General features: G+C 37.3%; 21 protein-coding genes. 5 read left to right on the top strand and 16 right to left on the bottom strand.

What is annotated here, in order from left to right:
* The first annotated feature begins 54 nt into the window (after positions 1–54).
* Entirely contained in the window at positions 55–924 is an 870-nt protein-coding gene (locus GGQ92_RS06405; protein WP_246384126.1) for a helix-turn-helix domain-containing protein, read from the top strand.
* A 110-nt stretch (positions 925–1,034) separates the two neighbouring features.
* On the opposite strand, the gene GGQ92_RS06400 is transcribed toward GGQ92_RS06405, so the two are convergent.
* The 3 genes from GGQ92_RS06400 to araD all read right to left on the bottom strand — a co-directional run bounded on the left by GGQ92_RS06400 (position 1,035) and on the right by araD (position 4,697).
* A complete protein-coding gene (locus tag GGQ92_RS06400) occupies positions 1,035–2,159 on the bottom strand; it encodes a substrate-binding domain-containing protein (protein WP_184245845.1) in 1,125 nt (374 codons plus the stop codon).
* Between the two features lie 324 nt (positions 2,160–2,483).
* Positions 2,484–3,968 (bottom strand): L-arabinose isomerase, encoded by a 1,485-nt coding sequence (gene araA / locus GGQ92_RS06395; protein ID WP_184245843.1) that lies wholly within the window; start codon positions 3,966–3,968, stop codon positions 2,484–2,486.
* A gap of 36 nt (positions 3,969–4,004) precedes the next feature.
* Complete coding sequence (gene araD / locus GGQ92_RS06390) at positions 4,005–4,697, bottom strand: L-ribulose-5-phosphate 4-epimerase (protein ID WP_184245840.1); 693 nt, start codon at positions 4,695–4,697, stop codon at positions 4,005–4,007.
* Between the two features lie 194 nt (positions 4,698–4,891).
* Here araD and GGQ92_RS06385 point away from each other — a divergent pair, with 194 nt between their 5' ends.
* A complete protein-coding gene (locus tag GGQ92_RS06385; RefSeq protein WP_184245837.1) occupies positions 4,892–5,632 on the top strand; it encodes a C40 family peptidase in 741 nt (246 codons plus the stop codon).
* 189 nt (positions 5,633–5,821) lie between these two features.
* Here GGQ92_RS06385 and purU read toward each other — a convergent pair whose 3' ends face one another.
* From purU to GGQ92_RS06350, 7 genes are all read right to left on the bottom strand, one after another.
* Positions 5,822–6,724, bottom strand: coding sequence for a formyltetrahydrofolate deformylase (gene purU / locus GGQ92_RS06380; RefSeq protein ID WP_184245834.1), 903 nt, complete (start codon positions 6,722–6,724; stop codon positions 5,822–5,824).
* A 65-nt stretch (positions 6,725–6,789) separates the two neighbouring features.
* On the bottom strand, positions 6,790–7,968 hold the full coding sequence (gene argD, locus GGQ92_RS06375) for an acetylornithine transaminase (protein WP_425486383.1): 1,179 nt from the start codon (positions 7,966–7,968) through the stop codon (positions 6,790–6,792).
* Positions 7,955–8,767, bottom strand: a complete 813-nt coding sequence (argB, locus tag GGQ92_RS06370) for an acetylglutamate kinase (protein WP_184245830.1) — start codon at positions 8,765–8,767, stop codon at positions 7,955–7,957. The genes argD and argB overlap by 14 nt, the downstream gene beginning before the upstream one ends.
* A gap of 14 nt (positions 8,768–8,781) precedes the next feature.
* Complete coding sequence (gene argJ, locus GGQ92_RS06365) at positions 8,782–10,014, bottom strand: bifunctional glutamate N-acetyltransferase/amino-acid acetyltransferase ArgJ (protein WP_184245827.1); 1,233 nt, start codon at positions 10,012–10,014, stop codon at positions 8,782–8,784.
* Positions 10,015–10,027: 13 nt separating this feature from the next.
* On the bottom strand, positions 10,028–11,065 hold the full coding sequence (argC, locus tag GGQ92_RS06360; protein WP_184245824.1) for an N-acetyl-gamma-glutamyl-phosphate reductase: 1,038 nt from the start codon (positions 11,063–11,065) through the stop codon (positions 10,028–10,030).
* 239 nt (positions 11,066–11,304) lie between these two features.
* On the bottom strand, positions 11,305–12,219 hold the full coding sequence (locus GGQ92_RS06355; RefSeq protein WP_184245821.1) for a fumarylacetoacetate hydrolase family protein: 915 nt from the start codon (positions 12,217–12,219) through the stop codon (positions 11,305–11,307).
* Positions 12,220–12,287: 68 nt separating this feature from the next.
* Positions 12,288–13,439, bottom strand: coding sequence for an MFS transporter (locus GGQ92_RS06350; protein ID WP_184245818.1), 1,152 nt, complete (start codon positions 13,437–13,439; stop codon positions 12,288–12,290).
* A gap of 252 nt (positions 13,440–13,691) precedes the next feature.
* Here GGQ92_RS06350 and GGQ92_RS06345 point away from each other — a divergent pair, with 252 nt between their 5' ends.
* On the top strand, positions 13,692–15,734 hold the full coding sequence (locus tag GGQ92_RS06345; protein ID WP_221437248.1) for a cellulase family glycosylhydrolase: 2,043 nt from the start codon (positions 13,692–13,694) through the stop codon (positions 15,732–15,734).
* Positions 15,735–15,778: 44 nt separating this feature from the next.
* On the opposite strand, the gene GGQ92_RS06340 is transcribed toward GGQ92_RS06345, so the two are convergent.
* Positions 15,779–16,513: a CAP domain-containing protein gene (locus GGQ92_RS06340; protein ID WP_184245816.1), complete on the bottom strand. Its 735-nt coding sequence runs from the start codon at positions 16,511–16,513 to the stop codon at positions 15,779–15,781.
* Between the two features lie 55 nt (positions 16,514–16,568).
* Positions 16,569–17,930, bottom strand: a complete 1,362-nt coding sequence (locus GGQ92_RS06335) for an MATE family efflux transporter (RefSeq protein ID WP_184245813.1) — start codon at positions 17,928–17,930, stop codon at positions 16,569–16,571.
* Positions 17,931–18,246: 316 nt separating this feature from the next.
* Between GGQ92_RS06335 and fbpA the strand changes: the two genes are divergently transcribed.
* Positions 18,247–18,477: a Fur-regulated basic protein FbpA gene (fbpA, locus tag GGQ92_RS06330; RefSeq protein WP_184245810.1), complete on the top strand. Its 231-nt coding sequence runs from the start codon at positions 18,247–18,249 to the stop codon at positions 18,475–18,477.
* A gap of 87 nt (positions 18,478–18,564) precedes the next feature.
* Positions 18,565–18,852 (top strand): HesB/YadR/YfhF family protein, encoded by a 288-nt coding sequence (locus GGQ92_RS06325; RefSeq protein ID WP_184245807.1) that lies wholly within the window; start codon positions 18,565–18,567, stop codon positions 18,850–18,852.
* 141 nt (positions 18,853–18,993) lie between these two features.
* Here GGQ92_RS06325 and GGQ92_RS06320 read toward each other — a convergent pair whose 3' ends face one another.
* The 4 genes from GGQ92_RS06320 to GGQ92_RS06305 form a co-directional block, all read right to left on the bottom strand.
* Positions 18,994–19,515, bottom strand: coding sequence for a GNAT family N-acetyltransferase (locus GGQ92_RS06320; RefSeq protein ID WP_184245804.1), 522 nt, complete (start codon positions 19,513–19,515; stop codon positions 18,994–18,996).
* A 239-nt stretch (positions 19,516–19,754) separates the two neighbouring features.
* A complete protein-coding gene (locus tag GGQ92_RS06315; protein ID WP_184245801.1) occupies positions 19,755–20,915 on the bottom strand; it encodes a family 43 glycosylhydrolase in 1,161 nt (386 codons plus the stop codon).
* 246 nt (positions 20,916–21,161) lie between these two features.
* Positions 21,162–22,361, bottom strand: a complete 1,200-nt coding sequence (locus GGQ92_RS06310) for an aminotransferase (RefSeq protein ID WP_184245798.1) — start codon at positions 22,359–22,361, stop codon at positions 21,162–21,164.
* Positions 22,358–22,855: an Lrp/AsnC family transcriptional regulator gene (locus GGQ92_RS06305; protein ID WP_184245795.1), complete on the bottom strand. Its 498-nt coding sequence runs from the start codon at positions 22,853–22,855 to the stop codon at positions 22,358–22,360. Before GGQ92_RS06305 ends, GGQ92_RS06310 begins: the two co-directional genes overlap by 4 nt.
* Positions 22,856–22,916 lie beyond the last annotated feature (61 nt).

Below are 22,916 nucleotides of genomic sequence, written 5' to 3'. Positions count from 1 at the left end.
ATTTTCAATCTGAATTGGATAATTCCTTATCTGTGAACAAAAAGGGGTGATTTCTTGAAACATATCATTAATTGGAGTAGTACTGCTATTCCAATGATCCATGAAATAGGTTATATGAGTGATCCAGTAGGTCATCTAACACACCCTGACCGTTTTATGGAAGATTGGAACGTTTTTGTTTTGGTTACAAATGGGAAACTAAACATCATCGAGGATGGTACTAATTATATGGTAGAGGCTGGACAATTTTTGTTTTTAAAGCAAGGGGTTCACCACTGGGGAAAAGAAAAGTATATGAAAAACTCCGCATGGTATTATATCCATTTTTCAGGAGATGTCCCTAGTCATGCAAATGAACGCGAGGAATACTCACCGTTTCGCCATACCTCCCTCGTACCAAAAAGCGCATACGAAACGAATCTTACACTCCCTAAATATGGGAGTTTAAGACAAAAGAATTACTTTACTACTAAACTGCAAGATATTTTAGAAAGCTTTCAATCAACCAACTCGCTACGACTATTACTTGCCGGAATGAAATTTTACGAGGTGTTATTAGATATTTATACAGAAAAGCTTGAAGAGGATTCGAATCGTAGTAGACATAGAACTATTTCAAAACTGATGGAGCTGTTTCATGCAAATGAGCACAAGTTATCTAGCTCCGAAATCTCTACAGCCTTAAATATGAACTACTCCTACTTATCGAAGCAATTTAAGGAACATACAGGAAAGAGCATTATTCATTACCAAAATGAAATTTTAATAGAGAAAGCCATCCAAATATTTAGAAAAGAGAATGATAATATATCAGAAGTTAGCGATAGACTTGGCTTTTCTAATCCTTTTTACTTTAGCAGAGTCTTTAAAAAAGTGACAGGAGTTTCTCCATCGATGTATTTAAAACATATCTATAAAAATTAACATGAGCACGAAATCGTAAACAAGACTATATTTTTTATTCAAAAAAAGAGAGACATTTTTCCATTCCAATGATGTCCCTCTTTTTTGTGCTATGTATAAGAAGAGTATACTTAACTCTCCACTTTTTGATCAACTGGTCCAGTTGAGTTTCGCACCACTAGTTTAGGATCAAAACGAATAAGATCATTTTCCATGTGCTCTTGTTTCTTCTGACCTCTTACTTGTTTGACCATATCCAAAATCACCTTTGCTGCTAGCTCACCCATTTCACTTTTTGGATGTTCTACGGAGGTAAGTTTTACTTCTGTTATATCAGCCATAAAGGAATTATCAAATCCAATAATAGAGATATCTTCCGGCACTCGTAGTTTTGCTTCTCTCAATACATCTAAGAGCATAAGAGCTAATTCGTCATTATAACAAACAATCGCTGTTGGACGATTTTTCTCAGACTTCAATAATTTTCTAAGCTCCTCTGCAGGCTTTGTTGTTTTCTCCGCTGTTTCATACGTTATAATGTTGTTCGGTGAGATTTCAATCCCATGCTTTCGATGAGCTTTAAGATAGCCTTTCATACGTTTTGTTCCTTGCATATCGTCGTTTTTAAAATAACCAATTATGTTCGTATGACCCTGTTCAATTAAATGCTCCGTTTGTATAAAACCACCTTTTTCGTCATCAACGATTATATGGAAAGGCTCAAGTTCATCATAATAAGCATTAATCATTAAGTAGGGTATGTCCTGTCTCTCTAAATTTAAATAATAGTTAATATTCGGATTGGCAATGGCACTTTTCGTTGGTTCGATGATCACACCATCAAACGGTTGAGTTAGAATTTTTTCTAAGATTTTACGTTCATTATCATGATCATTATCCGTACTAAAAAGACTTACTTGGTATCCATTTTTACTTAAATAAGATTCTGCGCCGCGAATGATAGAAGGGAAAATATAGTCGGAGATATAAGTCGTAATAATTGCGATATTCTTTTGCTGCATTTGCTTTTGTGAAGTGTCCTTTGTTCGGTCAGCACAAAACGTACCCGAACCTTGTTCTCTATACAGCCAACCTTGATTAACTAATTCCCCAATTGCTAATCGAACCGTATGGCGGCTGACACCGAACTGCTTCATTAATTCGCTTTCCGAGCTAATTTTTTGATGGGGCTGATAGGTCCCATCTAATATTTTTGATTTTATCGCTTGCTTCACGATATTATATTTCGTCTGCACGTCATACACCTCTACATCTACAATTTATGTCTATATTATAGCACTCCGCTTACAACAAAACTATGAAATATGGGAATTTATTGTCACATAACATGTATAGTATTATTATATCACACTTGATAGACAGCGCTTTTATGACTGCCAATTCCTCTAAATACAATTAGATTATATCTGAATCTCATTTTTCTAACCTAAGTCAAGAACCTTAAATTACTCAACAAATAAAGAAAAACTTGGCTAGCAGTGAAGCTAGCCAAAGGACACTTTAAAGTATTTCACATATAGAAAAAGCTGGGTCCATAATAGACCCACCTTGTTCTTTCATTAGCGATAAATTGATTCGTTCCATTTTAACTCATTGCGGAATTGGCGTAAATTCAAGTCTTTATCAATAACAACACTTTCAATTTTAGCCATGTCCGCAAAATCACACAGTTGCTCCGTAGTTACTTCAAAAGATAGCACTGTATGGTGAGCTCCCCCTGCATAAATCCATGCTTCTGTAGCTTCACTTAATGATGGTTCCGGTCTCCATAATACTTTTGCTACCGGTAGATTTGGCGTTTCATGCTGAGGCTGTTCTGCCTTTACTTCACTAATAACCAATCGATATCTTCCACCCATTTCTACTAAGGAAGCATTAACCGCATCTCCACCTTTTCCATCAAACACAAGTCGTGCTGGATCCTCTTTTCCACCAATTCCTAGAGGCTGAACTACAATTTTCGGTTTTGTAGCTGAAACTGTTGGGCACACCTCTAACATATGAGAACCTAAAATCATTTCATTACCCGGTTCTAGATGGTACGTATAATCCTCCATAAAGGAAGTATCTTTATTGTTGGAAATAATCTTCATTAAGCGAGTTAAAGCAGCTGTTCTCCAGTCACCCTCACCAGCAAATCCATAGCCTTCTGCCATTAAACGTTGGGCAGCAAGTCCTGGTAATTGCTTCATGCCATGAAGGTCCTCAAAGTTTGTCGTAAAGGCAGAATAATTACCTTTCGATAGGAAAGATTTCAAGGCAATTTCTATTTTCCCTTGTTCTAAAATAGCATCTCTTACTTTACCTGGCTGCTTCGCTTCTTCTGGTATTTCATATAACTTCTCATATTCTTGCCAAAGTGCTTCTAATTGCTCGTCTGTTACTTGCTTAATCTCCTCGACTAAATCGCCAATACCGTAGTAATCGACTGTCCAGCCAAATTTAATTTGGGCTTCGATTTTATCCCCATCGGTAACTGCTACATTACGCATATTATCACCGAAACGCGCTACTCGGATGTTTGTTCCTTCCGTAACAGCAACAGCCGTTTTCATCCAATTTGAGATTTTAGACGTTACGTTTTCATCTTTCCAATGGCCAACCACTACTTTTCGCGAAATATCCATTCTTGTGCCGATAAATCCATATTCACGATCACCATGGGCCGCTTGATTTAAATTCATAAAATCCATATCAATCGTATCCCATGGGATATCACGATTATATTGCGTATGCAGGTGAAGTAAAGGTTTTTGCAACGCTTTAAGACCAGCAATCCACATTTTTGCAGGTGAGAATGTGTGCATCCAAGTAATGACGCCTGCGCAATTCTCGTCATTATTTGCTTTTACCATAAACGCATGAATGTCATTTGCAGTTGTTAGTACTTCTTTGAATTCTATTTCAAATGGTAATTGTCCCACTTCGTTTAATCCTTTAACAACTTCACGCGAATTATTTACTACTTCTTGTATGGTCTCATCCCCATATAAATGTTGACTCCCTGTAACAAACCAAAACTTGTACGGTTTTACTTGTAACATATCATTTCCTCCTCTTGGATATATGTGTTCTATCAACTATTTACCTTGTCCGTAATAGGCATTAGCGCCATGTTTTCTTAAATAATGCTTATCTAACAAATACGAATCCATGTCAGCTATATTCGGATTCAATTGATACGTATGAAGTGCCATTTTTGCTACTTCTTCAACTACGACCGCATTATGGACAGCTTCATTCGGATCCTTCCCCCAGTTAAACGGTGCATGACTATGAACGAGTACACTTGGAATTGCAAGTGGATCTTTATCTTGGAATGTTTCCACGATTACCTTACCCGTTTCCCACTCGTACTCACCTTTTACTTCTTTTTCAGTCATACGGCGGGTACACGGTATTGTCCCGTAAAAATAATCTGCCTGCGTTGTACCTAACGCAGGGATTCCTTTTCCTGCTTGCGCCCAGCTAGTCGCCCATGGAGAATGGGTATGTACAATTCCGCCAATCCCCTCAAAATTACGGTATAAATATCGGTGTGTAGGAGTATCAGAAGATGGTTTTAAGTCACCCTCAACAATATTTCCATCTAAATCTAACACAACTAAATCACTTACTTTTAATTCTTCATAGGGTACACCACTTGGTTTAATTACCATTAATCCAGATTCTTTGTCGTATCCGCTTACATTACCCCATGTGAAAGTTACCAGCCCATATTTAGGCAGTGCCAAATTAGCTTCTAGTACTTGTTCTTTTAAAGATTCTAACACAATAACACCTTCCTTTCTTTATATGTTGATATCCTGTACGTATGTGTAAAGTGGTTAATTTTTATTTTATAACAATTCGTACGTACATTCAATAAAGAACAGTTATTTTCATACATTTTTTTAAAATATATCTCCTTATTGTACGAATGTACCATCACAACTCTCTTTGCATAGGATACGATGAGGTGACTTTTATGCAATTACATGTATGGAAAGACGTTCATTATATTTATGTATACCCTGCCTTACCCCAAAACGAGCTTAGAGTATTACTCAATAATAAAAAAGTAGATCTATTTACAGATAGTTATTGTAATGTTATTCCTTTGGATGAAGAAAAAGATAGTAACCACTTGTTTATTGAAGTAAATTCTGACCAATGGATTGTTCGGAAAGATTATCGTTGGAAAAGTACGAAAGTTAGAGACACAGATTTTCAGCCAGGTGACATATTAGTCGCTAGCGACAACCTTAACACAAAGTATTCTGGATATATGGGGCATTCTGCTATTGTCGTTAATAACCACGAAATGGTAGAATCCCCCGGAGGCGATATCTCTATTATAAAAGCGCCTATCGAAAAGTTTATTCGTCATCATCCGCTTTATGCGCATTATCGACCTGTGAATAGAGATTTAGGAGAGCGAGCTGCGCAGTATGCACTCCAGTATTATGAACAGTATGAAAAAAATAAACAGAATGGAGAAAATAAACCTATTTTTTCCTTTAAACTTTCCCAATCATTAGATGATCCTTGGGAATATGTTTATTGCTCTAAACTTGTATGGCTTGCTTATCATCACGGTGCTGATTATAGCTTTAAAAATGATTTTCTACTGTTTTCCCCGGAGGATTTATTTACGAATTTAAAGGATAATGATGATTTTGAAGAAATATATCGACATGAGGATGTGCATTTCAAATTAAATACGTAGTGTACTCGGAAAGGGTATAGTGGTTATTTGCTACTGTATCCTTTTATTTTCATATACTTAATATTTTCAAAACGTTAAACCATATGAAGAAAACACTAACCAAAAATCTTCTAACGATTTAGCCTTTTAACACGTCAAAAAGGAGAAGCGATGACGTTTAAGTCGATCTCTTCCCCTCTCCACTAGCTATTAAAATACAATGGTTTTATTACCATAAACAATAATTCGGTCCTCTAGATGCCATTTCACCGCGCGGGCCAATACGCTACGTTCTACTGTTTGACCAATCTTTTTCATTGCCTCTGCATTGTCACGATGGTCGACTCTACTAATGTCCTGTTCGATAATCGGTCCCTCATCTAAAGCATTCGTTACATAATGAGAGGTAGCTCCAATTAATTTCACGCCACGCTCGTATGCTCTTTCATATGGTCTCGCACCAATAAAAGCAGGCAAGAACGAATGATGAATATTAATGATTTGGTTTTTGAACTCTTCTACAAATTCTGGTGTAAGAATTTGCATATAACGAGCTAACACAATTAAATCAATCTCATGCTCTTTTAGCAATTTAATTTGCTGTTCTTCAACTTGTTTCCTTATATCCTTATTGGCAGGTATATAATGGAACGGTATTCCTAAAGGCTCCACGAGCTCGCGAGCGACTTCGTGATTGCTGACTACTAGTTTAATATCTGCCATTAAATCGCCACTCTGCCACTCCCATAGCAATTCTAAGAGGCAATGAGGCTCTTTAGAAACAAAGATAGCCATTTTCTTCACGTTATCCACATATTTGAACGTTGCTTCCATCTGGAACTTATTCTCTATTTCTTTGAAATCCTCTTCCAATTTCTTAATATTCTCTTGAAGATTCTCTATTTCAAACTCAATTCTCATAAAGAATTCACCAGATGCTTGTGGATTGGTAGAATATTGGCTAGATTCTAATATATTTGCGTCATGCTCAAATAGAAACTTAGAAACAGCCGCAACAATCCCCGGCTGATCCGCACAGTTAATTAGTAGCCTAGCACGATTTTTATTTACCTTTTTAAATAGTTCTAGTTTTTCCTTAGTGTATGTTCTCATCCTTGATCCCTCTTTAATTGATTTATCCTTTATACTTTAACACGTTATGAAAGATGGTCAAGTAGTTACTCAAATAGTTGCTCTATTATTTGTATAAATTGTACTGCTTCTTCCTTTGAAGTAGTCAATGGGGGCAAAATCCGAACTACTTTTGGCCCCGCAACTAAAATGAGTAATTGGTGATTTTCTCTAGCTTTATTCACATAATTAATCGCATCCGATGCTACTTCCATGCCTATCAGCATCCCTTTACCACGTATTGCTTTGATAGACTTCTTTTTCTGTACTAATTGCTCTAACTCCTGCCATAGATACTTAGATACTTTATGCGCATTGTCTAGTACATCCGATTCAACAATGTGCTTCAATGTGGCGTGTGCAGCAGTTACAGCAAGTGGGTTTCCACCAAATGTACTACCATGACTACCAGGTGTAAATACTTTAGCAACATGCTCCTTTGCAGCCATTGCTCCGATAGGAAACCCTGAACCTAAACCCTTTGCTAACGTGATGACGTCTGGTTCTATATTGTATTGCTCATACGCGAATAAAGTACCTGTTCGACCAATACCCGTTTGAATCTCATCAACCATAAGTAATGTTCCTTGCTCTTTACATAGAGTATTTAGTTTTTGAACCCACTCCTTATATGCAGGAATGACCCCTCCCTCTCCTTGAACAAGCTCTAGCATGACTGCTGCCGGCTTTTTCTCTTGTATAAGTTGCAATGAGGCATCTTCATTGAAAGGCGCATATTCAAAGCCTGGTACTAATGGAGTGAAGCCTTGTTGTATTTTTTCCTGTCCAGTTGCTGATAAAGTTGCCATCGTACGTCCATGGAACGAGCTTTGAAACGTAATAATAAGTGGTTGTTCTTGGTTCAACACATCATGACCATACTTCTTTGCTATTTTAATCGCTGCTTCATTCGCCTCTGCACCACTATTGCAGTAGAAAACGGAATCTGTACAGCTATATTTTGTAATTAATTCTGCTAATTCTTCTTGTTTCGGAATATGGTAAAGATTCGAGCAATGCCATAATTCACCTAATTGTTGTTGTAAAGCCTTCTCGACCACATCTGGTACATGTCCTAGATTACAGGTAGCAATACCAGCGCAATAATCTAAATACTTATTTCCTTTGTCATCCCAAACATAGCTACCTTTCCCCTTCACTACATTAATAGGAAAACGTCCATATGTAGGCATAACAGCTTGGATATCTTCTTTAGTTTGAGCCAACTTTACTTACCTCCTTCTCAAGAGAAATTCTCGTTCCAATCGACTTACCCTCCATAAATTGAAGAAGTCCATTTTCTTGCATCCCGTCCACAATCGATACTTCAGAAACATTCTTATAAAGCGCTTCTAAAGCAGAATTCACTTTTGGAATCATACCATCTGTAATAATTTTCTTTTCAATTAATTGCTTAATGGAATGTTCATTTAGATGATGAAAAACGTGTTTCTCACCATTTATTTCTTCATATATGCCTGGAATATCACTTACAAAACAGAGTTTCGCGTGTAGCGCCTGAGCTACCGCAGAAGCTGCCATATCTGCGTTTATATTATAACGTTGTCCCTCATCATCTACACCAACAGGGGAGATGACAGGAATCAATCCTTCATTAACTACCGTTTTTATCAATTCTGTATTTACATTAGCCGCTTCCCCAACAAACCCTAATTTATCCGCTTGTGCAATTGGCTTTGCTTGAAGTAATTTTCCATCTACACCACTAAGACCAACAGCTTTCACACCCGTTTCGGTAAGCTTACGAACGATTTGCTTATTAATCGCTCCACTAAGCGCCATTTCTACGACATCTAAAACTTCATTTGTTGTTACTCTTAATCCATCCACAAAGGTAGTTTTTACACCTGTTTGATCCAATAACTTAGAAATCAACGGTCCACCACCATGTACGATAACCGGTTGCCATTTTCCTTGTTTATGGATTTCCGCTATATTTTGATAAAAAGAAGAAGGCAGCCGTTCAAAGACACTGCCGCCACACTTAATAATGACATAATTCATCCAAATCGTCCTCCTTAGGTGCGATATGAAGCATTTATTCGTACATACTCATAGGATAAATCGCAACCCCATGCGATTCCTTTACCATTGCCATCTCCTAATTGTGCGTGTATCGCTACATTTTCTTGGAGTAAATAGTCCTTTGCCTGTTCTTCATTAAAAGGATGTGGAACACCCTCTTCTACTACTTTAATTTCGCCTAAATAAATACTAACCTTATCGGGATTGATAGGTTCTCCACTGTAGCCAATAGCTGTTATGATCCGACCCCAGTTAGCATCTGCACCGTGAATCGCCGTTTTAACTAAATTAGAGGAGATAATGGATTTAGCAATTTTTTGTGCCGATTGATCCGTAGTAGCTCCTTCTACCGTAACCTCCACAAGCTTCGTAGCACCTTCTCCATCACGTGCAATTTCCTTTGCTAAATGCTCACAAACGTAACGTAAGCCTTGATAAAATTGGTCCCACTCTTTGTGTTCAGGGCTAAGAGCTTCGTTTTCTGCTAAACCATTCGCTAATACTAGCACCATATCATTTGTACTTGTGTCACCATCAACCGTTATCATATTAAATGATTGATTGGTAATATCCTTCAATGCCTGTGATAAATGCTCAGAAGGTATATTTGCATCTGTCGTGATAAAACTTAGCATCGTCGCCATGTTAGGATTTATCATCCCAGATCCTTTTGCCGCTCCACCTATTGTGACGGTTTTGCCATCTATTTTTAGCTGTATCGCAATACCCTTTTCCTTTGTATCTGTTGTAAGAATCGCTGATTCGAATTTTTCTGAACCGCCATGTTTTTCGTCATTTATTTCTGCCATCGCTCCGTGTATTTTCTCCATAGGAAGTAGTTCTCCTATGAGACCTGTTGAAGCAACAGCAGCTAAATGCTCTTCCACCCCTAGCACTTCTGCAAATAATTTTCGCATATCATAAGCATCTTGCAGGCCTTGCTCCCCTGTACATGCATTCGCTATTCCTGAATTACAAACGACAGCTTGTAATTTATTTTCCTTCGCAACACTTTCTTGTGTCACTTTAAGTGGTGCTGCTTGGAAGCTATTTGTAGTATATACTCCTGCAGCACTTGCAGGTACTTCCGAAACGAACCATCCAAAATCTAGTTTCTTTTTACGGATACCACAATGCAAACCACCAGCTTTATATCCTTTAGGAGAGGTAATGCTTCCCCCTTGTACTATCTCCAATGTATGAGGTGTCACTTCTTTCGTCTTCAATTTCCTTCACTCCTTATGGGTAAGTAGGAAGCAGCTCCAGGCCTGCCATATCATCTAAACCGAACATGATATTCATATTTTGTACTGCCTGACCAGCTGCTCCTTTTACTAGATTGTCAATGACAGAAACAACAATTAACTTATTTGTTCGTTCATCCATATATAATCCGATATCACAATAGTTGCTTCCATATACTTCTTTTGTAGCAGGCATTACACCTTCTTTTCGTATTCGAACAAACGGATCGTTTTTATAATACTGCTCATACAAGTCAATAACTTCAGCAGTATTCTTGGAATCTTTTAAATCAACATACATCGTACTTAAAATTCCCCTTGTCATTGGGACAATATGAGGAGTGAATACGACTTGAACCTCTTCACTGAAACGGTCTGTTAGAATTTGTTCTATCTCTGGGATATGCTTATGTTTACCTACGCCATACGCTTTCATATTTTCATTCATCTCAGAATAATGTACGTTTAATGATAAACTTCTACCTGCGCCTGATACACCCGTTTTAGCATCAATAATTAGAGTTTCATTTATTGTCCATTGGTGGTCAATCAAAGGCATTAATCCTAATGTCACCGATGTCGGATAGCAACCCGGATTCGCTATTAGAGCTGCTTTTCGAATCTCTTCCCTATATATTTCACTTAATCCGTATACAGCTTGATTCACATATTTATCGGATGCCATCTCTTCTCCGTAATATTCTTTATACAGTTCCCTATTGGTTAAGCGGAAATCTCCTGATAGATCAATAACCTTCACACCTAAATCTAGTAATTCAGGAATTCGATGCTTACTAACATTAGAAGGTGTGGCAAAGAAGACAACATCCACTTCCTTCGCCAAGGCTTCCGCATCAAAATCTTCCATTTCAATTTCCATGATATTTGTTAAATGTGGGTAAACCTCACTCATCTTTACACCACTATTAGACTGCGAAATAATTTTCTTCACATTAGCTTGCGGGTGATGATGCAATAAACGAATCAACTCTGCAGCACCATATCCAGTTCCCCCAATAATTGCAACATCCACGTAAATATCCCCCTTAATAATTTACCGATAACGTCTTAATTAATTTATAATTATACTGTATTATGTATTTATATGCAATAATATTCTGAAAAAAGACTGAAAATATAGATAATTTCATAAATATTAATGAATAATCTTTTCAGTACACTGATTTTCTATGTATATTTATTCTATACATCGCCTTCTCATAGATATAAAACAAGACACTACTTTATAAAATAGAGCAGTGTCTCTTTTACTTATTCTTCTTGCACTTTATTCGTCATCTTTCCTATCCCTTCTATCTCTAGTGTCACTTCATCACCATCTTGCAGAAATTCATTTCTTGCCATTCCCACGCCATCTGGAGTACCTGTTAGAATGATGTCGCCAGGTTCTAGCGTGAATAAATGAGAAATGAAATGAATGAGATGAGGAATATCAAATATCAATTGCTTGGTATTAGAAGATTGACGCAATTCCCCATTAACATATGATTGAATGTTAAGATTACCCGGATCCTCTATATCATCTTTCGTTATTAACCAAGGACCGATTGGGGTAGAATGATCCTGCGTTTTCCCTTGTAGCCATTGAGGTGTTCGTTTTTGCAAGTCCCGTGCAGAAGTGTCATTGGCTATGGTATATCCTGCAATATAGTCGAATGCTTGATCCTTGCTAATATTCTTTGCTTCTTTTCCAATAATAACGGCTAATTCCACTTCATAATCCAGTTTCTCTGTTTGCACATTTTTATGTATGGCATCTTCTGGACCTATTAGAGCATTCGTAAATTTGGAGAATAAGACAGGATAGTCTGGAATTTTACTACCCATTTCTTTCACATGATCTGCATAATTCGTGCCAATACAAATGATTTTAGAAGGTTTAGGAACTGGCGTTTCTAGTCTAACTTCATCTAATAAGAATGAGTAAGGGAATGGGTTTGGTAAAACAGAAACGTGTTCCAATACTTCTTCCGCAATCGCTACATGTTGCTGAAAATTTGTATAAAACTCCATTGGGGAATACGGTAAAAGAAATGGATGATATAACTTACCCAACTTCACCAATGTAGAATGTGCTTCGTGCAAATCAATTATGTTGTCCCCCTTAACAACTCCAATTCGGTTTTCAGCAAACGGGGTTGTTAATTGATACGTAACTAATTTCATTTTCAACACCTCATTTATAGTTTATAGGATAGCCATTCGCTTCAAAATTCCGCATAAATGGAAAACCGTTACTTCTTCCAGTAAGGTAATAGATGATAAAGCAAAATAAGTAACGTTCCAACAAATGTGAGAACTCCCATATATAAATAAAGAGTTTCTCCACCAGCATGATCTATAACGATTCCTCCTAATAAAGAACCAATTATACCCGATAACCCGAAAAATACGGATACAAAGACTAGGTGTCCCGTCGATTGCATCGCCTTCGGAATAAGCCTACTCACATAATGAAAAGCAGTTAAATAAAAAATACCAAATGAAAACCCATGCAAAAATTGAAAGCCTACTATCCATTCAGGAGTATTTAGAAAAGAATAAAGGAACCATCGCAGAGAGTATAATCCCCCGGCAATAACCATGAAGATTAAGGGATGATATTTACGAAACCACCAGCCTGCTGTTGCAAAAACGATCGCTTCACTTGCCACACCAGCAAACCATGAGTAACCAATGATCGCTTCACTGCCTCCTAAATCGGCAATATAAATCCCTAAAAAGCTATCATTTGCACGATGGGAAATCGTCAAGAAAACGATTAAAATAAGAAAGACAACGTAAGGCTTAACACGTAATAGTTTACCAATATCTTTTAACTGAATTGGTGGCGCATTCACTTTTACATCCACTAAACGAGTACTTGCAATAAGTGCACCACTAGCAAGGATAAGATAAGGCCATATTAAAAATTCGATTCCAATCCGAGTTAATATTTCTCCCACTGTAAGAGAAGATAATGCAAAACCAATGGATCCCCATGTTCGAATGGAACCAAAGGATATACCTAATTGCTCTGCTCGGCGTTGTGATAAGCTGTCTCCTAGCGCTCCAATTGGTGAAGAAAAGAAGAAAAAGACTCCACCGGTGATTAATAAGAAGGTTAAGGATGTCATCGATAAGAAAAAATAACTACTAATAATTAAAGCAACTAAACAAATCACTAATATCTTCTTGACCGTTTGGTATTTATCACTCAAATACCCCCAAAACGGCTGGGAAAATATAGCGATAAATGGACCAATAGCCATTACCAAACCGACTTCACTGTTCGAAAGGCCATTATGTTGCAGATGAAGAGGCAAAAAACTTACGATAATCATATTAGCTCCATGGAACAAAAATAAGAGCAATTTTAGCGGTGTCGTTGAATTTTCACGTGCCAATATTTGCCTCCTAACTCTTAGTTGTATAATATTTTAGCCACAATTATACGCTACATTTTTTTGAAAAGGAAGTAGTAAACATTCATTTAAAAAGCATATTGTTTTTACATATTTCGCTATATATTTCAGTCCACCACTAATATTTACATGAAAAATAGACTAATTTTCCCCTATTCTCTCCTATCAAAGCATGTTACTTTTAATGTGTAATCTTTGTAAGCGCTTACCGAATAAAAAACGGAGGGATAAATCATGAAAAAATTTCAGCTCATACTGAAGACTAGTATCTACCTTTCACTTTTCATCTTTCTCGCCCCAACTATCTCACTAGCAAACGAGACAGCAAATCAAACAATTGATATGGAGCAATACGCAGAAAATATGCAACCTGGATGGAATCTTGGTAACACGTATGATGCCCTCGGCGAGGACGAAACAGCATGGGGAAATCCGATGGTAACGAGAGAATTAATCCAACAAATAGCTGCAGAAGGATTTCAAAGCATTCGGGTACCAATTACATTTGATGGTCGGATGAATCCAAGTGGCGATTTTGCGATTAACGAAGAGTTTTTATCAAGAGTACAACAGACGGTAGATTGGGCACTAGAAGAGGATCTTTATGTCATGATCAATGTACACCATGACTCCTGGGTATGGTTACAAAATGGTATGGAGAATAATCATGATCAAACAGTCGAACGTTTTCGTCGCATTTGGGAACAACTTTCCGAGCGCTTCCAAGATTACCCCGTAGAGTTAATGTTTGAAAGTATTAATGAACCGCAATTTACAGGAGACGAAAGGCAACAGCAAGGCTACCTAGATGAACTAAATGACGCATTCCACCAAGTAGTTAGAAACTCTAATGGAAATAATCCTGTTCGACCTATTGTTTTACCAACTTTATTGACTGGTCAGGAACCTGAACGATTACAAGCACTCTATGACTATATCTCCAACTTAAACGACCCTCATGTTTTGGCAACTGTTCATTACTACGGATTTTGGCCTTTCAGTGTCAACATTGCTGGTGTTACTCGATTTAATGATGAAACAAAAAACGATATCGATACGATTTTCAACAGGGTACACGATCAGTTTACAGCGAATGGTATTCCCGTTGTTATAGGTGAATATGGTCTATTAGGTTTTGATACAGGCACAGATGTTATCCAGCAAGGTGAAAAACTAAAATACTTTGAGTACATGATACCCGCTGCTCAAGATAGATCATTTGTTCATATGCTTTGGGATAATGGACAGCATTTGAATCGACATTCTCTAAATTGGCACGATGCTGAGTTCGCTCAAATGATTAAGACTAGCTGGAACAGTAGATCTGCGGTACCGAATAATAATTTTATTTATTTAAATAACCAAGAAGATAGGACTGACCATCAAATAGATTTTAAACTAAACGGACATCAGTTAGACTATATAAAATTGAATAACCAAACTTTAATAGCTGGAGAGGACTACTTATTTGAAGATGGTAATCTTATTCTAAAGAAAGAACGAGTAGAAGCCCTTTCTATAGAGGGAGAAACAGGACATATCGCGACATTGCACGTTGTATTTACTGGAGGATTTAATTGGGATATAAACATTTATCAACATGGTGCACCTGTGTTCCAAGAAGCTGATGGAACATCAGATAACTTCCAAATCCCTGTTTCATTTGAAGGCAATCATTTAGCTACAATGGAGGCACATTATGAAGATGGAACAATTGCTGGCCCTCAGAATTGGACAAGCTTCAAAGAATTTGGCTACACGTTTTCACCAGATTACGATAATAATACAATTACCTTAACCGAAAATTTTTTTAACGATATAGAGGATGGGAGAGAAGTAACGCTAACGTTTCATTTTTGGAGAAACGATAATGAAGAACAACTTTCATATAAAATAGTGAAAAATGGTGATCAAGTAACAGGGTGGCCTGTTATAGATGAAGAGGATGCTATTCCCGACGAAGAGAACGGAGAGGAAATCATAATTGAAGAAGATAAGGTTGTACCCGATGAGGATACAATTGATGAAGAACACGTTAGTCATAACGACGAAAAAAACACGAACAATCAAGATAAACAAGAGCTAGCTACGAAAGAAAACAATCCAAATTCTCAGAATGAGCAAATGGAGGAAAGTAGCCTTGCTCCAACTTTGACGAATCATAAATTACCCGATACTGCGACAAATTTATACTCTTGGTTAATTGCTGGGTTAGGATTATTACTGATTGGCGCTACTATATTTATTTCCCAAAGGAGAAGACGAGTTAATCATTAAAATAAAATCAATATTATAAAGATAAAGCAATGGGCCTTTACGGCTCATTGCTTGATAAACATTTGTGTCCAATAATGACCATTGCTACTGTAACCCACTCCAATGTGAGTCATTTTTGGATCTAACATGTTGGCACGGTGTCCTTCACTATTTAACCAGCTATTTACAACCTGTTCAGGGGTTCGTTGACCAGCAGCGATGTTTTCCGCAGCACTCGAATAATTGATACCGACTTGATCCATTAGATCAAACGGAGAGCCGTATGTTGGCGACTGGTGTGAAAAATAACCATTTTGCGCCATATCATCCGATTTTAGCTGCGCAGCCTCTGTCAGGTCATTATCTAGAGCTAAAGCGTTAAGGCCGTTCTCTAATCTCGCTGCATTCGTTAATTCAGCAACCTGCTTAACGAAATTGCCAATTTGCGAATCTTCTCCAGTGGAGTCAGATTGATTTTCTCTCCCTTGCTCTAGTTGTGTTTCATGTGGCATATCAGCAGGGTTCGAATTTCTTGGTGTTTCTGCTACATTGTTCCCTCCGGGCTGCGGACGGTTAGGCGTTTGCCCATAATCCCCGTTCGATGTAGGACTTCTAAAAATATTTTGTTCTCTACCTGGCACTACTGGCACTTCTTCTTCTGTATTTCTATCACCTTGAAAACTAACATAATCAGGTGTTATCTCATTTCCTTGTTGAGTATCTCTTTCAGCGGTTGATCCACATGCTGATAAAACAAGGAATACAGACAAGCTTATCATAAAAAGTACTATCTTACGCATATTTTTCACCTCTAACATTAGGTTTACAGGCTTACTATGCGCTAATATTATTGTTTTATACGGTACTCTTCTTGGTTTTATTTGGTGGGAAAATTTTCTTACCTCTCCATCCACCGAACTTATAGTATAGATAAGCGAACACGCTACTAATCAAAAAGCTAACTCCAATTCCATAAGCGATTCCTTGTTCACCAATCCATTGCGAAAAGAAATACGACAACGGAAATCGTAATACCCAAAAAGATAAAAGATTAAGTACTAGTACTTGGTACATAGCACCTGAAGCTCGAACAATTCCGTTGAGCACAAAGTTTATACCTAAAAAGGGATAAAAAAAGGCAACAATCATTAAATATTCAGAGCCAAATTGTACCGCGTCAGGTTCTTGAATAAATAGACGCACTCCATATTCAGCAAATGCAACAATCAGCACAGCGAAGATAAGTGTAATGCCTGTATTATAAATGACACCGTAACGTGCAATTTTTTTGACTCGGTCCCATTGATTTACACCAATGTTTTGTCCTGCCATACTATTTACCGCAGCACTTAACGCATGTGCGGGTAGCAAAATAAGACTGTCTAATCGTTGCGCGGCACTAAAGCCAGCTACGACTGCTTCGCCATGTGAGGTGACGACACTCATAATGGCTGCAGACCCTGCCGAGATAACAGCCATTTGCATACCTGAAGGAATACCTAATCGTAGTATAAGCTTCACTTCCTGCCACTTCGGCTTTCGTGGTCGTTCAACTGGTACTAGCTTTTTCTTAATAATAAATAATACTCCAAACAAGAAGGATAATCCCTGTGAAAGTACGGTTGCAATAGCAGCTCCGTGTACGCCTAGTCCAAACCCTGAAATGAACAAAGGATCAAGAACAATATTTAAACAGACAGCAATAGCTACAAACAGTAGCGGTGTCTTGCTATCGCCTACTGCCCGCATTACGGTACTAATATAGTTATAGCCAACTAAAAACAATATACCTATTGCATTAATCCTCAAGTAAGCTACTGCATCATCTAGCATTGCATCCGGTGTTCCTAATAAATTTAAAATTGGGGTTGCCAATACATATCCTAATATCCCCATAATAAATGCCATCCATGTTAGTGTGACAGTAAACGCATTAATATAATTTTTAAGACCTTTTTCATCCTGTCTCCCTTTTTGCTGAGAGAGAATCGTAAGTGCTGTATTATTAACCCCTAAAATAAAGGAGAGCACGGTGAAAATTACCGTACCCGCAACAGCAACTGATCCTAATGCATTTGCGCCTATTAAGTTTCCTACCCATAAGCTATCTACAAATTGATAGGAAACTTGTAATAAGTTGGCTAGCATAATTGGTGCAGAAAAATAAAACAAACCCGACCATATGTTACCTTTCGTAAAATCACGTTGTGTCTTCAAACCATATCCCCCAATGTATTACCATCCTTAAAATTGTAAGTATGATATGTCATGTCCAAAATTATTAAAATAGTCATTTAATGCGTGGTCATTGCCAAGTCCTTTTCTAATAAGATACATAAAATAGTTTTAATCATACTTCTTTCATTATAATTAATTTTTACTTCATACCCAATTATTCAGCCTTTCTTTTGATTTGTTACATTTTAGCGACAAAACAAGCATATACTGAATACTTGCTGATTGAATAACATATAACAAATTTGGTAATACTTTTTAATACTAAAAGTACATCGGAGTGAAGGGAGGAAGGTGGATGGCATTCTTACGCGAAGCAGTAGAAAAACAAAAAGCCTTTCTGATTCAACAATTGGTGGCACAAGGTGTTGCAGAAGGAAATGTCGAGGAATTGTATGAAAAAACTATGAGTGAAATCGTCAATGACTATGAGCATTTTTGCAAGAAATTCGAAGAATCTAATCCCGGATTGTTAAAACTAACTCGCTATAATCCATACGACTACGAAGAAAAGCAATATTTCCATTAGTTTCATTTTTATCAATCCCCTTATCGAGCAACTCTAATGGAATTACAAGAGTAGATAGCTTAAAATAGAGATAAGGGGGGATCTTCCATGCAAATATCCATATCTAACCCTGCAATAAAATGGTTTCAGCGAGAATTGGGACTAAATGAAGGGGATTCCGTACGCTTTTATGCACGCTATGGAGGTTTTGGTGGTGTACATAAAGGATTTTCACTCGCCATGGAAATAATGGAGCCTGTTAATCCTGGCGCTGAAATAATTGAAAATGGCATTCGTTTCTTTGTAGAGGAATCGGACCTATGGTACTTTGATGAGAAAGATTTTCGTATAAAGTATTCTCGAAAATTCGATGAAATAGAATTTATTGTGGAGTGAAAATCTAGGAGAAAATTGTATTGGTCGCTGAATACAGATAATATTTCCTTTTATCTGTATTCTTTCTTCACTAAACGATATCCTGTTTTTCCCGCACAAATAAGAATCCGAATTGGATTCTTATTTAATACTATGTCGTTACTAACCTAACTTCTTCACCATAATATAATTTACGTGCTCTTCGTCCCCAACGAAAACAGAGTATTCACCTTCCACTTCAAATCCCATATTTCTATGGAAATCAATAGCTGTTTTATTTTTATTCCATACACCTAACCATACATTTTCTTTATTCTGTTCCCGAGCAAACTCAATGCCTTTGTTTAAAAGTATTCTTCCTAATCCTTTGTCTTGGAAGTTTGATTTCACATAAATTCGTTCAATTTCCAAGGCATTCTCTTTCGATACATGCTGAGTTTGTGCATCGTCTACATTTATTTTTAAATATCCTGCAATTACATTGTTTTCTAATAGGAGAAAAAAAGTAGAAAGTTCATTATCTAATTCATTTTTAAGTTGGGAAGTACTAAAGGCTTTTTCTAAATAGTCGTGCATATTTTCTGGGGTATTAAGATGACTGTAGGTTTCGTTGTATGTTTCAATAGCTATATTTTGTAACTGCTCAAGATCATCCAACGTACATTTCTTTATTTTCGTACTCAACTTCACATCATCTCCCTTATGTTTTTTAGAGATAAATACGGACTACAACCCCGTTTCCCCTCTATCCATACCAATTATTATAAAATTTATTAAATTTCCAGTCAATGAAAACGAATTCAGTCCTAACATTTTACCACATAAAGGTATTATTTAGAAGGGTATTCAATATAAAATTCCCCTTCGCAAACAGAGACTAAATCTGTCTGACTTAAGGGGAATCTTAAGTAAATTAACGTATTTTATTTTACCGTTATTATTGCCTTGGCTTTCTTATTAGAAAAATCAAGGGTATAACCTGGCTCTCCGAAATAAGGGAAGCCATCTTTTGTCCAAAATAAACGTTGGATTCTAGCATGACGATTATGGTCATAGAGTGGATTTTCTGTATTAAATCCTTTATATGGGCGAGCATGATAAATAATTAACTCATAGCCATCTTCATCAACTGAGAAACTGTTGTGCCCTGGGCCATACTCACTATTTTTATCACTAGAAACCATGACCGGCTCGGGTAACTTAGTCCAAGAATCAGGATTAACTAAATCACTGTCAGCGTCCGCGTATAATAGACCTACCGCGTAATTCTCATCGGTAGCACTAGCCGAAAAGGCAATAAATACTTTTTCGTTGTTTTTAATCATTGCCGCCCCTTCGTTCACATCAAATCCAATCGTTTCCCAATCATATTCAGGAGTCGACAGGCTTACTTGCTTTTTAATCGTCCAAGGATTTTCCATCTCAGCAATATATAGATTAGATATCGTATCTTCTTCTATCTTCTGAGCCCAAACTAAATAGCGCTTACCTTGATGCTCAAAAGTAGTAGCATCTAATGAGAAGCTTTGAAACTCCGTGTTAACTTGTCCTTTCTCCACCCATTCACCTTCTAATGGATTATCCGCTTCACACTCTAACACGTATGGTCGAATTTCCCATACATCATCCTTTTCCCCAGCGGCAAAGTGTACATACCACTTTCCATCTATAAAATGAAGTTCAGGTGCCCATATATGCTCTGACATAATTCCAGATTCATGCTTCCACCAAATAACCTTTTCTTCAGCTTGTGGCAGTTCATCAATCGTTTTTGCGCGTCGCAATACAATTCTGTCATATAGCGGATAAGACCCCATAAAGTAATAGTATCCATCGGTATGCTTATATAAATATGGATCAGCACGTTGCTCAATAAATGGTTTCGGATAGTTTTTATGTTGAACAGCACCCTCTATCTCGTATGTACCTTTTTCACTAAACTGAGAGTCATCTTTCACATCCCACTCCACGTTAAACTCTGCTGTTATATCATTCTCTAAATCTACCTGCACACGAGAAGGCAGGATAACCTCTTCTCCTTTTGCCACGGTGATTTCTACATTATGAATATGTTTAATTTCCATCTTGCTCCACACCCTTTCTAATCTTCCTACATGTATTATATAAAATAAAATTGGTACTTACAACTATTATTAATATCAGAATTTTATTAAAGTTATACTAACAAGTTAGACTCAACCAGCTTAATAAGCCCGACCTAGTATCCGGGCACAGGTTTGTAAGCTAAAATAGAAAAACCGAACTAGCAGCAATGGATGGTTTTCACCATTCTGCACAGTTCGGCTCACAAGCATTTTAAATATTCAGATTTATTGTTGATTCGTTACCTCGATATCCCGATCACTTATTCGATGTTTCTCTACGAACCTAGCCATTCGTTGTAACGCGACACCTAATTGTTTTATTGATGTAGCGTATGAGCACCGAATATATCCCTCTCCACTCTCTCCAAATACATGACCTGGTACAACAGCAACGCGCTCTTCTTCTAACAATCGCTGCGCAAATTCCTCTGAACTCATACCAGTTTCTTTGATCGATGGGAAAACATAAAATGCGCCACCAGGGACATGACAACTTAACCCCATCTCATTTAAAGCATTTACAACATAGTTTCGTCTCTGACGATAACTCATTTTCATATTTTCTACGCTTTCCATTCCGTTTCTTAACGCTTCTAATGCGCCATATTGCGCCATAGTCGGCGCACACATCATTGTGTATTGATGGATTTTAGTCATTGCATCTATAATCTCTACAGGGCCACATGCGTAGCCTAAACGCCAGCCTGTCATAGCAAATGCCTTAGAAAAGCCTGAAACGACAATTGTACGCTCTGCCATGCCAGGTATGCTAGCAATGCTCATCGCCTTTTCTTCAAATGACAATTCTGCATAGATTTCATCCGAGATTACTAGAACATCATGTTTCTCCACCACTGCAGCAATCTGTTCTAACTCTTTTCTATTTAATACTGTCCCAGTTGGGTTATTAGGACTACAAAGTACGATAGCTTTTGTTTTAGTTGTTATAACTTCTTCAAGTTGCTCTGCCTGTATCTTAAATTCATTTTCTGCCGATGCGCTTAGGCTTATCGCTTTGCCACCCGCTAAGGTCACCGCTGGACTATATGATACAAAGCTAGGTTCAACGACGACCACTTCATCACCAGGCTCCAAAACAGAACGCAAAGCTAAATCAATCGCCTGGCTAGCACCAACAGTAACAAGAATTTGGTTATCCGCTTGGTAAGAAAGGCTAAATTCTTTGCTTAAATAGCTGCTAATTTCCTCACGTAACTCTAATAATCCAGCATTTGCTGTATATGCTGTGTAACCCTGCTCTAATGAGTGGTAGCTTGCTTCAATTACATTCCATGGTGTTACAAAGTCTGGCTCTCCCACTCCTAATGAAATAACATTATCCATTTTAGACGCTAAATCAAAAAATTTACGTATGCCTGAAGGCTGTAATGACTGCACGTTTTTCGCTAAATAGGAACGAGTCATGGTGTCACCATGATGCGTTTATCATCATCACTTTCATCATCAAATATAATGCCGTCATGTTTATATTTTTTAAGTATAAAATGTGTGGTAGTGGAAACTACAGTATCTAATGTAGATAACTTATCGGATACAAATCGACTAACTTCCATCATTGTTTTTCCTTCTACAGACACACTTAAGTCATAGGAGCCTGACATTAAATAAACAGCCTTAACCTCTGGAAAACGATATATTCTAGAAGCTATTTTATCAAATCCTACCCCTCGTACAGGTGTTACTTTAACATCAATTAATGCTGCGACTCCTTCATATTCATAAACGCTGGACCAATCAATTAAAGTGGAATAACCTAATATCTTTTGTTCATTTTCTAGCTTTGTGATTAACTCCTCAATCTCTTTAGGAGGCATGTTTAACATCTTACTTATTGTTTCTGTTTCAAGGCGACCATTTTTCTCCAATAATTTTAATAGTTCAATCTCTTTTTGTTTCAATCTTTTCACCTTCTCCAGTCCTCGAGTATACACTACTTATAGTATATCTAATCTTACTACA

Source organism: Gracilibacillus halotolerans (assembly GCF_014206945.1).
GTDB classification, from domain to species: domain Bacteria; phylum Bacillota; class Bacilli; order Bacillales; family Amphibacillaceae; genus Gracilibacillus; species Gracilibacillus halotolerans.
Note: the sequence above shows the minus strand (reverse complement) of the source record. Positions and strands in the feature narration are given on the sequence as shown.